Source organism: Dyadobacter psychrophilus, from assembly GCF_900167945.1.
Lineage (GTDB): Bacteria > Bacteroidota > Bacteroidia > Cytophagales > Spirosomataceae > Dyadobacter > Dyadobacter psychrophilus.
Window position 1 is genome coordinate 990,245 of the sequence record NZ_FUZA01000002.1, and the last position, 13,477, is coordinate 1,003,721.

Consider the following 13,477-nt stretch of genomic DNA (forward strand, 5'->3'; position numbering starts at 1 on the left):
TTTTTACTGCGCTACATCCACAAGCAGCGTTGCGCAACGCCAGATCGCCTTGTAAGGTTTGCCGAAATGGTCTCCTTCCGCTTTTTCGCTCGTTGAAGCTTCAATCTTGTAAGTGCCCGGCCATATTGGTGTAAATGCGGCAACGCCGTTCGCATCGGAGCTGATGTTTCTGTTCCATCCGCTTGGAGAGGAAATCCCGACATGCAGTTTTTCAGTTGGTTTGTCTTTTAAAATTGTGGTCAGGTTCAAGGGCTGGTTTGCTTTAAATGACTTGGAAGCATCCGCAAAAACCTTGATCTCATTACCATTAAAAGAAGGCTCATTTCCCGCCAATGACTTACCCACCTTAACAATCGCGCCCGCGTTGAACTGATAGATCGTCGATCCGCCCAGTTCTTTTGCTGCTTTGCTGATCGATAATGTATATACGCCGTCTTTGTCCGGTGTAAATTCTGATGTAAAATGATCCTCGCCAGCCACTGTAACAAGCTTCACTTTTTGTTTGTCAGGCGTAGTAAGCCAAAGTTCGAATTCTTTAACGTCCGAGTACCAGTCAGCCAGTTTCTCGGGCTTTTCATCTGGCTCTGCATAAACGATTTTGACTGCCTGTTTTTGGCCCGCCTTACCAGTTGTGTTGGTTTCTATCCAAAGCGCATGCGCAAAAAGGTTACTTACAGACAAAAGCATCAGGGCAATAATAGAAAAGGTAGTTTTCATTGTGAGTAGTAAAAATGAGACTAGAAATTTATTTTTTGTTGTACCAATTATGTCGGCAAAAGTATGTGCTAACTCTATCTTATGCAATATTTATTTAGACTTTTTATAAATAGTTAAATAGAGGTTGACGGATTGTAGTTTGCAAAACACGCATAATCCGGTAAATTGGCCGGGAAATGCGACATAACCCCAATAAGCATTTTACTGAAATCGCCTAAATCCTATCTGCATGACCATTCCACCGATTAAGAACATTTTCCATATTGTATTCATTATTATTTTGTTTGCCTCCAAAGGCATGGCCCAGCAAAAAGCGGTTTACACTCAATATGTAAATACATTCATCGGAACTGCTCCGCTCACTGATCCGAAAATATTGGGTTACGAATTACCAAAGGGTTGGCGTTCATGGGCCGGGCTCACATTTCCCGGAAGCTCGCTGCCCAATGCCATGGTGCAGTTGAGCCCTATGACTGAATATGGCTCTGGCGCAGGTTACGAGTATGAGGACTCGCTTATACTGGCTTTTACCCACACCAATAAAGGACATTGGAACCTTTGTAACATTCCGGCTTTGCCGTTATCCAATCCAGGCGCAAAATTTGGGTCCCGGTTCAGCCATAAAAAAGAAAGCGCTGCACCGGGATTTTACCAGGTTTATCTGGATGATTATGAGGTAAATGTACAGCTGACGTCCACATTGCGCGCGGGATTTCATAAGTATGAATATAAAAATGATAAAGCACGGCAAATCCTTTTCGATCTGGCAAAAGCCAACAATAAAATTTCGAATTGGAACATTGAAAAGATCGGGAACAATGTGGTGCAGGGTTATCAGCAGACAGGCGAAAAAATCTACTTCTATGCAAAGCTGAATACAAACATTTCAAAACTGGAAGAGAAAGAGGAAGGCGCTCAAACGGGTTATGCAATTGTCCATTTAGCGGATGGTAAAGAGCGCGTGGAGCTCAAAATTGGCATTTCATTTGTGAGTATAGCCAATGCAAAGGAGAATCTTGAAAACGAAATTGGTGCCAAAACCTTTGACCAGATCCGTAGCGAGGCAACCGGGAAATGGGAAACGTTGCTATCCACGATCCAGGTAAAAGGCGGAACGGATAAGCAAAAACAAATGCTTTATTCAAGTTTGTACCGGTCGTTTCTCTGGCCAGCATTGCGCAGTGACGTGAATGGCGAGTTCACCGATGCCAAAAAGCAAGTCGCAAAAACGGGCTTCGATTATTATACAGAACCCTCACTATGGGATACTTACCGGAATAAGGATGTGCTGCTGGGACTAATTTCGCCAAAAGTAACATTGGATGTGATCAAATCTATGAAGGATGTAGGCGATAAGAAGGGTTTTATTCCAACATTCTTTCACGGTGACCACGGCGCTTCGTCTATTGCAGGCGCTTACTTGCGTGGAATCAATGATTTTGATATAAAAGGCACATATGAAATCTTGCTGAAAAACGCCAATGTCGAAGGCGGAGCGCGGCCTTACATTAAGGAATATAGGGCGTTGGGCTTTATCCCGGACCCTGACATTGCAAATCCGGAAGTGGAGACCAAAGCTGCGGCCGGTGTTTCCAAAACGCTGGAATATTCCTATGACGATTACTCCGTGGCACAGATCGCCAGGAGCCTGGGTGACACAGCTAATTACAGCAAGTTAATGGCACGGTCAAAGAGCTTCAAAAATATGTTTGATCCCTCGACAAGGTTCATGCGCGGAAAACTGGCCAACGGCGAGTGGATCAAGCCATTTGACCCGCAATATCCTTATTACGAATACATGTATCGTGAAGCCAATGCCTGGCAGGTTTCATTCTTTGCACCGCATGATATGCCCGGTTTGATCGCTTTGTACGGAGGCGCGGCAGGCTTCGAGTCGAAGCTGGATTCGCTGTTTACTGTTCCCTGGAACCCCAAGCACATCGCCCGGAATGTGGAAACAATGGTGGGCCAATATTGCCACGGCAACCAGCCGGATCACGAAGCGCCTTTTTCCTACCATTTTATTGGTAAACCAGAAAAATCACAAAAGCAGCTCGATAACATTCTCAACAATTTATATGGGATCGGCGAGAATGGGCTGGCACTTTGCGGGATGGATGATGCGGGAGAAATGTCGGCATGGTATGTTTTTACGGCGTTGGGATTGTATCCGTTTTCAGCCACAGACCCCGAATATCTGGTGACGGTGCCGCTGTTTGACCAAGTCAAATGGAGAACAAGCAACGGGAAAGTCATTACCATCCGTAAGCCGGGCAGGGGCAGGGCGCTAACTGCCATTAAGGTGAACGGAAAGGAAAATAACGGCTATTTTGTTCCCCATGATCTTTTTAAAAATGGTGGTGAAATTGAAATCGTTACAAAGGAGTGATTTGGCGTGTTAATCTTATGCATTAGGCTCCTGTTTTGACTGAAAGCGGATTCTTACCAGCGTTCCGGTTTCCGGCCTGCTTTCAATATCCATGTTTGCTTTCATCAGTTCGCAGATTTTTTTAACAATGAAAAGGCCAAGTCCTTCGCTTTCCTTCACGTGCTCATTCTTATCGGCAAAAGTTGGGGCGGGTTTTTCGATGGGTAATTGCTTGTGAATTGCCGTGGTGTGGGAAGCCGGTTTGAGCTGACCAACAAATAATGCTGCCGGCGTATTTTCCTCAAATCCAGGACCCGTATCCTGAATGCTCAAAACCCATCGGGAATCATTTTCATTGGCCCAGCTAACATTTATTCCACCCTTTTCCGTGTATTTCAACGCATTATACAGCAGATTTTGCAAAATGCGCTGGATTTGGACTTTGTCGCTTGTTACTTCCAGCTTTTCAGGACCTTCGGCATCGAGCGTTAGTTTGCGCAGTTCGGCAGCCGGCCGCACGTTTTCAACCATTTCCTTGATTAATGCACCCACATTAAAGCGTTTGATATTAAGCGTTTCCTGGCCTGCCTCAATACGGGCATAATCGCTTAGTTGAAGGAGCATATCGCGGACAGAGGTCAGATTGCGGTTGATAATGGTCATCAGCTCCGATCTTTCTTCCTCCGTTGAAGGCGTCTGTGAAAGTTGAGAGGCCATTAGCATCACACTGAAACTCGAACGGAGATCATGGGAGCTATGTCGTAAATGTTCATTTCTTTCTTTGGATACCTGATGCAACTGATCGAGCGCAGTCTGCAAGTTGGCAGCCTGTTCGGCGGCTGCGGTCTGCCGTAGTTCATTGTAATACAAAATACTCCCTCTGTTCGCGTCCGAGTATAAGCGGTTAAGCTCGCGGTAAACGTGCGACGCATTTTCGGTGTTCAGTTTGGTATAACCGGGATCATAAAGTGCCACTTCATGGATCAGGACTGCGAAAAGGTGTTCCAATTCAATCATCAGTTCCTGTAAGGCATAACCACTTTGCCAACGGTGAAGCCCATGCTGGCTCGAAACTTCGACCGGATCATTTGAAGGTTTAGTCAGTTTGAGGCGATGATCGAGAATGTCGAGCAGTACGGGGACCTGATCGTTGAATTCTTCTCTTGAAAAACTGCTTTTGCTGCTAAGCATGGGGTCCGCATCGCACCTTTCGCGCCATTTGTTGAGCAGAACTTCCCTGCGGGTGCGTAGAAATGCAGCCAGTTCTCCTGCCTGGGTCAGTTTTTCGGATTTATTTTTCGCCATTTTGAGTAGGTATTTGTCAAAAAAAGGATTTCCTGCCTTCCAGCAAATACCATACCCCGGTTTCAGAAATTGATCTGGATTTTTACAGCTTCAAGGTGATGACACAAAAAGCTATATACGCAGTAATGATCGCAAATGCAGACAGCATTGCGATCATGAAAGATTGTCGTGGCTTTTTCATACGACTTGCCGTACGTCCAAAACCTGGAATTTTTTCATGCCGGCAGGCATTTTCCATTCCACCGTTTCGCCTTTGCAAAGCCCGATCAATGCTGCGCCCATCGGCGTCAGAACGGAAATCTTCTTTTGTCTGATATCTGCAAAAGCGGGCATAACGATCGAAAACTCCATCTCTTTATTCGTGGTCAGCTCTCTCACTTTCACCTCGGAATTTAAACGGATGCTGTCGGGCGGCAATTCGTCGTTTTCCACCACAATGGCCCTGTTCAGTTCATAGGAAAGCGACATTTCGTTCGCGTTGGTGCTGCTGAAATTCTCGGCAAACTGCTTTAACATGCGAAAATCATCTTCACCCAGTATCACATGGTTTCTTTGTGTATTCATGATAATTAAATTAAAAGTTAAAAATCCCAACGCCTCCCGGCATTGCGGATGTGCCCTTATGCGAAAGAGCTGGCCGCCAATTGGTGAAAAACCCGTTCATCCAACTTGTAGCGGTCGTTTAAGGTCAGGCTGCTCCGTGCATTAAAAAGCGCATGGTTCACCGCATTGTACATAAGCCAATAGGAGGGGCTGGCCCCTAAAATCCGTTCTTCCAGCCGGAGCCTTTCTTGCGCCTGTTTGGCCAATTGGACCGGAATCGGTAGTTTTTTCAGCATCCCTTCATCTGCCTTTGTCATTGTGCGCTGCTGCAAATGTTCGTAAATAGTTGCCGTCAGCGTCGGTCGAGCCTTCTTTTGTCCAGCAAGCATTTCATAAAGCTGTGACTGAAAAAGTGCTGGTGTAAGTCGGCTGTGATGAATTTTGCGCAGTTCCTGGGTGCTTTTAACCGGTTGCTTCTTATCCTTTGTTTTGGGTTTTTCTTCCAGCCAATGTTGATAGTCTGGCAGCTTTCCAAAGGAATCGGCCCAGCCCATGAGGCCATTCTGGCAAATTTCCCGGTACATGCTCGTTCCGGGCTTGTTACCTTCGCTCGCCATGGTTGTAAATGTCTGTCCCTGAATAGTCAGCGGTGTTTTGCCATTGTAACTATTGGTCAGGATCATGCTGCGCTGCAAACTTTCACTCCCGACCGAAAACCCATCCGAAAGGATAATGCTGATGCTGAATTCGCCTGTACTCGTATATTTTATCTGAACCGTATAATTTTTCCCAAACACTTTGTCTATCACTTCACGGATCCAGACGTTTGGAATAATGGTATAATCCGCGCTTTGAATGCCAAAAATCGTCTTTCTGCCGCGCAGCGGCTCACCGACGATAAGCTGCTGACGGTCCGTTGCTATAATGTCGTAATCCGGCAAAAGATCGGTTAGCCAAACAGGGTTAACAGGATAACAGATGTCATCCCAGTTATCTGTTAAAACCGGTTGCGCACTAATATAAGTCATCGCTCATTTTTATTTTTACAGTTGTAAATTTACAGCCATATTATCTTAAAACAAAATCCCGGCAGTTTAATTGCGCAAACCGGTTTTTTTCTAAATAAATGCTTCTATTATTTGGATGTTTTCTCCCGGAGCCGCTCCATAGCACGCTCAACGGCTTGCATATAGGAGCCATTTTTGCTTGCATTATAGCTTTCCAGTTCCTTTAACAATTCCGGCAGATAAATGAATTTGCGGTTAGCAATGTAATGTTCTTTTAAAGCCATGGCGTCGGCCATGTTGCCAAGATTTTGCGCAATGACTATCTCGCCAGCTCTTACAAAATGTTCGTACAAGCATGATTTCCAGGTTGTATATGCCTGGTCGGACATGGCTTGGGAGATTGGTTCATATAAGCTTTCGGTCGCGGTTATCATTTCGGCGGGAAGGCGGTCTATTGCGGAATTGACGAATGAATGTCCAAACTCGTGTGTACTGAGTTCGAGCAGATGTTTTTTGTTGTCAAAACCCATATTTAGCTGCGAATCAACATGATAAACCGGGGGCGCGAATGATCCGAAAATATGAAAAGCATGTGTTTTTTCACCGGCTTTGTATTTAACGCCAAAGCCCATTCCCGCCGGGATCATCAGGCTCGGCAGCAGGTTGTAGCTATCTAGATGTCCCTGGTAGAAACTTTCCATAGCAGGCACAAAACGACTGTCCGGTAGCCCGGCCGTAACCTGACTTTTTGCATTTTCATATTTGCAAGCATTCTGCTGCATATACAATTCAAAATCCACTTCCCTGTATAGCCCGTTCATGGCATCAATAAAAGCAGATGCATTCGCTCTGGCTTCGGTCGAATCGCCTTTCGGAGAAAACCTGCGATAATAGGCAAGCGCGATATCATTATCCAGTTTGGCATGTGGAAACTCGTCCAGTTGAACCAGCAGATTCAGAAAATAGTCGAGCCAGATGTTTTGTGCAAAACCGATTGCAACCGCCAGGTGTTTGCTGCCTGCGTGGGATTTGTATTGCTTGTATACATCCAGGCCATATGCGTAACGGGCTTTGGTTCTGCTGGAATAACCAGCTGTTTCAGATTGCCCACCTTCGTATCCAAGGAAATATACAAATCCGAGCAGCTCAACATTCTTATTGATTTTTATCACAAAACCATGGTCACCGCGACCAGGGCTGGTTTGCTGCGAAAAAGATGGAATGGACCAAAATAAAGTGGCCATGAGGAGAAGTTGCTTGTGCATAATGGAATGTCGAATTGGGTTGGTTCGGAGCAAAGCAAACGGATAGTCCGCTTCTCTGCGCCTCGAAACACTTTTCCGGACGTCCGGAATCATGATCCCGGACATGTGAATATCCGCTCAGAATGCATTTCAGAAGTTTTATTTGTGCACCAACAGATATTGCGACGGAGACTTGCCGGTATGCTGGCGGAACACCTGGTTGAATGTTGATTTGGAATTAAAACCTGCTTCAAACGCAAGAGCCAGCACCGTCTTATGCTGTTCTTTCGGATCGCCTAGTTTGCGGATCACTTCTTCCACACGAAAACGGTTAACGAAATTGTTGAAGTTGGAAGCGCAATGCGTGTTGATCAGATAGGAAACATACCGGGAAGGCAAATGTAATGTGGCGGCTAATTCTTCCAAAGTAAGCTTGGACTGCGTGTGCAAGCTATCCTGCACAAATGCGGCATGAAGCCGTTTCAGCTCGGCCAGGTCATCGTAATTCAGAAAGTCGGGCTTTTCTACAACTTTTGGTTTTACCAAAACAGGCAAATTAAAAAACGTCGGGCTCAGATATCCAATGTAACCCAGGCCAAAAAGGCAAATCGTCAGAAGCGCTTCGACACTTGCAAAAACAGGCCATTCCAAAACCACTCCTGCAAACCATAAGATTGTCAGGACGAGCAGGAAACCGAAAAGACCGTAGAGCCGGAAGTATCCTCGGATGGTCAGCGGCAATCCATTGTTCTTCCAGTCCGACTGAAAAGCGAATAATTTCCGACCGTAAACGGCCAATACTATACACATACCAATGATCGGCAGCAGCTCCGTAAGGAAAAACCAGATTGGGATGTCGAGCAAAGATGGAAATGATTTGCCAGTCCACCGCGCATAACTGTGCCATAATGACCTGATTGTCAATTCAAGCAGAATTGGGGTAAAGAAGAGCCAATAACGTTTTCTGAAAACATAATCCTGATCGGTTGTAAGCTTGGCAAAGAACCATAATGACAGCGGAAGCAACAAGTAACTTTGAATGTTCCAAAACGGAATGGCATAGGAGGCTTTATGGTAACGAACCTGTATTCCCCACGCGTTCAGGATCTCCAAAGCAAGCACAAACAGGATAATGCCCAAAAATATACTGGCGCGCTCTCTTTTTATTCCCCTGAAAATCAGCGAAATGCTCAGTATGATTCCCTGTCCAAACGCTAGCAGATACAGGATCGCCTTCCAGTTTTCCATGTGGTCATTGCGAAGTAATGATAAATATATCAAACAATTAATATAATAATTCTAATTTAAGAACGCTTTTTGCGCAGCTCGCTCAAATATTCCGGCGTGAAGCCAAGATAGGAGGCCAGCAAATATTGTGGCACACGCTGAACGAATTGCGGGTAGTTCTCGACAAAATGCTGATAGAGCTTTTCCCGTGACATGTCGTGGTGAAATTTCATCCGCACCTGGGCAGCGCCGTAACCGCGCTGGTATATGAAGCGGAAATATCTTTCCAGTTTGGGGAATTGTTGCAAAAGCTTTTCCTGTGCCGCCAGATCAATCACCATCAACTGCGAATTCTCCACGGCCTGAATCGTGAAACCGGTGTTGTTCTGCAATGTAAATGCTGAAAAGTCGGTAAGCCACCAGTTTTCCAGGGCAAACTGAATGGTTTGTTCAATTCCTTTTTCACTCAGATGAAACATGCGGATGCAGCCTTCCACAACAAAGAAAAGCGACGAACAGGGTTGGCCGACCTCCACAAGATTTTGCTTCTTTTTCACGCGGACGGATTGGAAAAACGATAATAGCAGCGCTTCATCTTCCGAAGCCACGTCAACCTGCTTGCTGATATGTTCGATAAGCGGATGCCTCATGGCCTGGCTTTGATTAGGATCAATGCGGGCGAAATTAGTGAATGTTGTTTTAATACAGTTGCGCCGGTATGGTTATTTATGCTGAAAATGCAGCTGCATTTAATCCCGTAGCGCTTCATTGATATTTTATGGACAATTTTACAATGCTTCAATTCTTTGAATGGTACTGTCCTGCGGACGGAACACTATGGAATCATTTCAAAAATGAAGCTCCCCGACTGAAAAATTTAGGCATCGACTCAGCTTGGCTGCCGCCTGCACACAAAGGAATGGAAGGACCGGAATCCTCCGGTTATGACTCTTACGATCTGTATGACCTCGGGGAATTTGATCAAAAAGGCTCAGTAAGAACAAAATACGGAACCAAACAGGAATTGATCGAAGCCATTGCTGCCGGTCAGGAAGCTGGTTTGCAGGTGTATTGCGACATTGTTTTGAACCATATGGGTGGTGCTGATGAGAAAGAAACAGTCCCGGTAAAAGAAGTTACGCCGGAAAATCGCAACGAATTTGTGAGCGATACTTTCGAAATTGAGGCTTATACAAAGTTTACATTTCCGGGCAGGGCAGGGCAGTATTCTCAATTTGTATGGGATTACCAATGTTTTTCAGGTGTGGACTACAATGCATCAACCGAGCAGAGCGCCATTTACAGCATTCAAAACCAATATGGTGATGGCTGGCAGGATGTGCTGGACCTCGAAAATGGCAATTATGATTATCTGATGCTCTCAGACATTGAGTTCCGTAATCCGCATGTACGCCAGGAGTTGAAGAACTGGGGCGAGTGGTTTGTTGAAACTGTAAATTGCGACGGTTTCAGGCTGGATGCGATCAAACATATGGACCCGGCGTTTTTCAATGAATGGCTGGACCATCTGCGCGGGAAATATCAGAAAGAATTTTATACGGTGGGCGAATATTGGGCACCGTACGATCTGGGTTCCATGCTCGCTTACATTGAAGCAACCGATAAGCGTGTTTCGCTTTTCGACGCGCCGCTGCAGGCCAACTTTTTCAGGGCTTCAAAGGAAAATGAACATTACGATCTGCGCACAATACTGGACGAGACGCTGGTCCAAACGATGCCTGAGCTGGCGGTAACATTGGTGGAAAACCATGACACACAGCCATTGCAATCGCTGGAACAAACCGTCGAAGGCTGGTTCAGACCGATGGCTTATGCGATCATTTTGCTCCGTGAAGCCGGCTACCCCTGCGTTTTTTACACCGACTTGTACGGTTCGAAATATAAGGATAAAGGCAATGATGACCAGGAGCATGAAATAACGCTCGAAAAGCTGGATGTGCTGGAAACATTGTTATATGTGAGAAAAAAGCTAGCATACGGCACACAACACGAATATCTGGATGATATCAATTGCATCGGATGGACGCGCGAAGGAGATGATTCGCATGAAAATTCCGGGTGTGCAGTTTTGATTTCCAATCATGAAAATGCGTCAAAAACAATGTTCGTTGGCCAGCAGCATGCCGGCAAAACGTTTGTCGATTACCTCAATTTCGTCACGGAACCTGTTACCATCGGTGAAGATGGTAATGCAGAATTTAAAGTAAACGGGCGTTCGGTTAGTGTATGGGGAATTCAGTCTGCCTCGTAAAGTAATCCTGTCGGGTAATGAAAAAAATTGGTTAAAGATATTGCTTACAAAGATTAACCGAAATAGGAGTCCAAGTTAGAAATAATCCTATTTTTAATTTATTTACCGGCAAGATAAATCCAGTGCATTAGTTTCGAAATTTCAAGACAATAGTTTCGCATAATAGCCCGGTAACAACATTCCAAAAAGCAACCCGATCGGGTTGCTTTTTGTGTTTTAAGCCCCTCCTTTAAGTCTTCAAAAGCCGCTAAATCAAAACGGTTACCGCAAAATAAACATAAAGCTTCCCGATATAAACCTTCTCGGATTTTCATGGTTGTTTTGCACCGCGTTAGCAAAAAATATATCTCTCACAATTTAAATAGGATCATTTGAAAAGATAAAAAAGACACTATAAGAACGGGCTATAAGCTTGTCCATTTCTCGTTAAAATTAAATTCATATTAAAACCTATTTTAAGAAATATTACACAACAAATCATGAAAAATATAATCAAAAGTATCGCGCTATTAAGTCTTTCATTCACATTATTTAATTGCAATAATTCTAATGAACCAACTCCTTACGGAGCGTCTCAAACATCTCAAAACAGTGCTGCAGCAAACACACCAACAGCCGAAGCATTTGCAGGCAACCCGGGGCAGGGGACAATGGGACAGGGTTCGATAAACTCCCGTTATGCATGGAGATTAGCTAAAACATTGGACGTTCCTACTGGAAAAGGATTTAATTTAACATCACCTTTTGCCATCACATCTGAAACAACCGGAGATATTGCCTGGGACGAATATGGCTGCTATTATGCCTTAAAACCATTGAAAGTTTCCTTCTCTAATCTCAAATTCGCAGACATATCTTCAATTACCCAGGCATCTTTCAAAAATCTGCCATTTAATCAGGTTCCCATTGCTAATGCTCCTGCGGGATCGGCTTTCTGGACCAACTATATGCCCGTTAAAACTGTAATCGCTTGTAAGACCTCCGCCGGGAAATATTATCTGCTGGAAATTGCAGCGGACAATCCTTTAAAGGTGAATATTTATCATTGGAGCTTAATGATTTAATGTAAAATAACCTGTTCTTTATGAGTGCCCACGCGCCGCCTCTTTGCTTCCAGCAAAACGGGTGGCGTTTTTTTGTTATCATTTTTACTGCAAACTTGTCCGGAAAAGTATCTGCCCGCGTACTATACCATAAAACTGATGATGAAAAAGTTCTTATTACTGATCCGGGAAGACATGGGCCGGCTTGCTCAAATGTCCGAAGAAGAAATGCAACAAGACATTGCTGAAATGAATGGCTGGGTGGAAGAGTTGATTAAGTTCGACAGCTTTGTTGGGGGCGAACCGCTGGAAAATGAAAGCAAGACGGTTGGTAAACCAATTGCTACAGACGGCCCAATTATTGATTCAAAGGAAGGAATTAGTGGCTACATGATCATTCAGGCTGAAAACCTGGAACAAGCTGCCGCCATAGCGTCCCAGTGTCCGCACATTGTGCAGGGAAAAATCAACATGGAAGTGCGTCCAATTATGGAAATTCCGCAAGAATCGTGAGTGAAGATGTTTCATCCTTAATTTCTCAGATCTACCGCAATCATTTTGGCAAAATGGTTGCGGTTTTGATGTACCATACAGGCATTAAGGAGTTGGCGGTTTCGGAAGACATTGTGCAGGAAGCGTTTGCTATTGCGTCAAAAAGTTGGCAAACAAATGTTCCTGATCAGCCGGAGGCCTGGCTTTATAAAACCATCCGAAACCTGGCCTATAACTTCCTCAAGAAAGACAAGCGGCATCAGGCCATCGAGAAGGATTATATGGCCGAGGAAGTGCAACAGACTGATGATAAGGATTTATTACGTGTGCTTTTTGCGTGCTTACAACCTGCTTTTCCGCCAAAGGTCCAGCTCGTGATCGTGTTGCGATATGTGTGCGGATTGCGGGTGAAGCGAATTGCTGCATTAATGGCTTCCGGTGAAGAAGGGATTGCCAAGATCATTTATCGATGGCGGGCGCAGCATGCTGTTGAAAATGGGTTGCTGGCCGAAAAGTCCACGGAGCCCGATGCGCAAAAGGTGAGAATGGCACTGAAAATCCTCTATGTGATGTTTACCGAAGGTTATCAGCTGGCAGCAGACGGTAACCTGACCGACGAGTCGTTGTGCGAGGATGCATTAAGCTTGTTGCAGGAAATTGAGAAAACCGGCATTAGTGCCAATGGGGATGTGAAAGCATTGTATGCGCTGCTATTATACAATTTGGCAAGGGCCGGTTCCCGAACGAATCAAGGGAATGAATTACTGACCCTGGCTGAACAGGACCGAACGGTTTGGAACAAGGAAATGATCGCAGTAGCCAGCCATTATTTGCTGCTCTCACAGAAAGAATCGGCACAACCGAGCGCGTATCAACTGGAAGCGATTATTGCTTTTAAGCATACAACAGCACCAACTTATGCGGAAACGGACTGGAAAGGCATCGCAGCACTATATGAAAGGCTTGTGGCCATAAATCCATCGCCATTTATAAAAATGGGCCGGGCAGCCGCGCTATATTTTGGCGGAAATGAAATTGCCGCGACCGCCATTTTGACTCAGCTGATTTCAAATCCCTTCTTCCAAACTTATCATTTGTTACATTGTTTTTGGGCAAAAATTTATGCCGGCAGAGGCGATAGCACCAATGCATTAGCTTCCTACAAAAAAGCGCTGATCTGCCCGATCAACGCTTTTGAGAAAAAATTTATTGAAAAGGAAATGCAAAGGCTGGTAGCAAAACCTAATCCCTCATAAACT

The 13,477-nt window shown here is 44.9% G+C and carries 13 protein-coding genes; 5 read left to right on the top strand and 8 right to left on the bottom strand.

The window, feature by feature from the left end; all coding sequences use genetic code 11:
* Positions 1-3: 3 nt before the first annotated feature.
* Positions 4-717: a DUF4198 domain-containing protein gene (locus B5X68_RS11045; RefSeq protein ID WP_082214727.1), complete on the bottom strand. Its 714-nt coding sequence runs from the start codon at positions 715-717 to the stop codon at positions 4-6.
* Between the two features lie 229 nt (positions 718-946).
* Between B5X68_RS11045 and B5X68_RS11050 the strand changes: the two genes are divergently transcribed.
* A complete protein-coding gene (locus B5X68_RS11050) occupies positions 947-3,106 on the top strand; it encodes a GH92 family glycosyl hydrolase (RefSeq protein WP_082214728.1) in 2,160 nt (719 codons plus the stop codon).
* A 15-nt stretch (positions 3,107-3,121) separates the two neighbouring features.
* Here B5X68_RS11050 and B5X68_RS11055 read toward each other — a convergent pair whose 3' ends face one another.
* The 6 genes from B5X68_RS11055 to B5X68_RS11080 all read right to left on the bottom strand — a co-directional run bounded on the left by B5X68_RS11055 (position 3,122) and on the right by B5X68_RS11080 (position 9,061).
* Entirely contained in the window at positions 3,122-4,390 is a 1,269-nt protein-coding gene (locus tag B5X68_RS11055) for a sensor histidine kinase (protein WP_082214729.1), read from the bottom strand.
* Positions 4,391-4,567: 177 nt separating this feature from the next.
* Entirely contained in the window at positions 4,568-4,954 is a 387-nt protein-coding gene (locus B5X68_RS11060) for a GreA/GreB family elongation factor (RefSeq protein ID WP_082214730.1), read from the bottom strand.
* A 56-nt stretch (positions 4,955-5,010) separates the two neighbouring features.
* Complete coding sequence (locus B5X68_RS11065) at positions 5,011-5,961, bottom strand: hypothetical protein (protein WP_082214731.1); 951 nt, start codon at positions 5,959-5,961, stop codon at positions 5,011-5,013.
* A 107-nt stretch (positions 5,962-6,068) separates the two neighbouring features.
* A complete protein-coding gene (locus B5X68_RS11070; RefSeq protein ID WP_082214732.1) occupies positions 6,069-7,310 on the bottom strand; it encodes a DUF4932 domain-containing protein in 1,242 nt (413 codons plus the stop codon).
* Between the two features lie 33 nt (positions 7,311-7,343).
* Positions 7,344-8,432: a helix-turn-helix domain-containing protein gene (locus B5X68_RS11075; protein ID WP_082214733.1), complete on the bottom strand. Its 1,089-nt coding sequence runs from the start codon at positions 8,430-8,432 to the stop codon at positions 7,344-7,346.
* A gap of 56 nt (positions 8,433-8,488) precedes the next feature.
* Entirely contained in the window at positions 8,489-9,061 is a 573-nt protein-coding gene (locus B5X68_RS11080) for a Crp/Fnr family transcriptional regulator (protein ID WP_082214734.1), read from the bottom strand.
* Positions 9,062-9,189: 128 nt separating this feature from the next.
* On the opposite strand from B5X68_RS11080, the gene B5X68_RS11085 reads away from it, so the two are divergent.
* Positions 9,190-10,683 (top strand): alpha-amylase, encoded by a 1,494-nt coding sequence (locus B5X68_RS11085; protein ID WP_082214735.1) that lies wholly within the window; start codon positions 9,190-9,192, stop codon positions 10,681-10,683.
* Positions 10,684-10,781: 98 nt separating this feature from the next.
* Here B5X68_RS11085 and B5X68_RS28630 read toward each other — a convergent pair whose 3' ends face one another.
* Entirely contained in the window at positions 10,782-10,997 is a 216-nt protein-coding gene (locus tag B5X68_RS28630) for a hypothetical protein (RefSeq protein ID WP_141110267.1), read from the bottom strand.
* Positions 10,998-11,162: 165 nt separating this feature from the next.
* Between B5X68_RS28630 and B5X68_RS11090 the strand changes: the two genes are divergently transcribed.
* The 3 genes from B5X68_RS11090 to B5X68_RS11100 are packed head-to-tail and all read left to right on the top strand — an operon-like array spanning position 11,163 to position 13,474.
* On the top strand, positions 11,163-11,747 hold the full coding sequence (locus B5X68_RS11090) for a hypothetical protein (protein WP_082214736.1): 585 nt from the start codon (positions 11,163-11,165) through the stop codon (positions 11,745-11,747).
* 24 nt (positions 11,748-11,771) lie between these two features.
* A complete protein-coding gene (locus B5X68_RS11095; RefSeq protein ID WP_082214737.1) occupies positions 11,772-12,239 on the top strand; it encodes a YciI family protein in 468 nt (155 codons plus the stop codon).
* Positions 12,236-13,474 (top strand): RNA polymerase sigma factor, encoded by a 1,239-nt coding sequence (locus tag B5X68_RS11100; protein WP_082214738.1) that lies wholly within the window; start codon positions 12,236-12,238, stop codon positions 13,472-13,474. The genes B5X68_RS11095 and B5X68_RS11100 overlap by 4 nt, the downstream gene beginning before the upstream one ends.
* The last annotated feature ends 3 nt before the right edge of the window (positions 13,475-13,477 follow it).

What these genes read in the sequence shown, in the direction of transcription:
- B5X68_RS11045 (WP_082214727.1), bottom strand. Translation starts at nt 717, where the DNA reads ATGAAAACTACCTTTTCTATTATTGCCCTGATGCTTTTGTCTGTAAGT.
- B5X68_RS11050 (WP_082214728.1), top strand. Translation starts at nt 947, where the DNA reads ATGACCATTCCACCGATTAAGAACATTTTCCATATTGTATTCATTATT.
- B5X68_RS11055 (WP_082214729.1), bottom strand. Translation starts at nt 4,390, where the DNA reads ATGGCGAAAAATAAATCCGAAAAACTGACCCAGGCAGGAGAACTGGCT.
- B5X68_RS11060 (WP_082214730.1), bottom strand. Translation starts at nt 4,954, where the DNA reads ATGAATACACAAAGAAACCATGTGATACTGGGTGAAGATGATTTTCGC.
- B5X68_RS11065 (WP_082214731.1), bottom strand. Translation starts at nt 5,961, where the DNA reads ATGACTTATATTAGTGCGCAACCGGTTTTAACAGATAACTGGGATGAC.
- B5X68_RS11070 (WP_082214732.1), bottom strand. Translation starts at nt 7,310, where the DNA reads ATGTCCGGGATCATGATTCCGGACGTCCGGAAAAGTGTTTCGAGGCGC.
- B5X68_RS11075 (WP_082214733.1), bottom strand. Translation starts at nt 8,432, where the DNA reads ATGGAAAACTGGAAGGCGATCCTGTATCTGCTAGCGTTTGGACAGGGA.
- B5X68_RS11080 (WP_082214734.1), bottom strand. Translation starts at nt 9,061, where the DNA reads ATGAGGCATCCGCTTATCGAACATATCAGCAAGCAGGTTGACGTGGCT.
- B5X68_RS11085 (WP_082214735.1), top strand. Translation starts at nt 9,190, where the DNA reads ATGGACAATTTTACAATGCTTCAATTCTTTGAATGGTACTGTCCTGCG.
- B5X68_RS28630 (WP_141110267.1), bottom strand. Translation starts at nt 10,997, where the DNA reads ATGAAAATCCGAGAAGGTTTATATCGGGAAGCTTTATGTTTATTTTGC.
- B5X68_RS11090 (WP_082214736.1), top strand. Translation starts at nt 11,163, where the DNA reads ATGAAAAATATAATCAAAAGTATCGCGCTATTAAGTCTTTCATTCACA.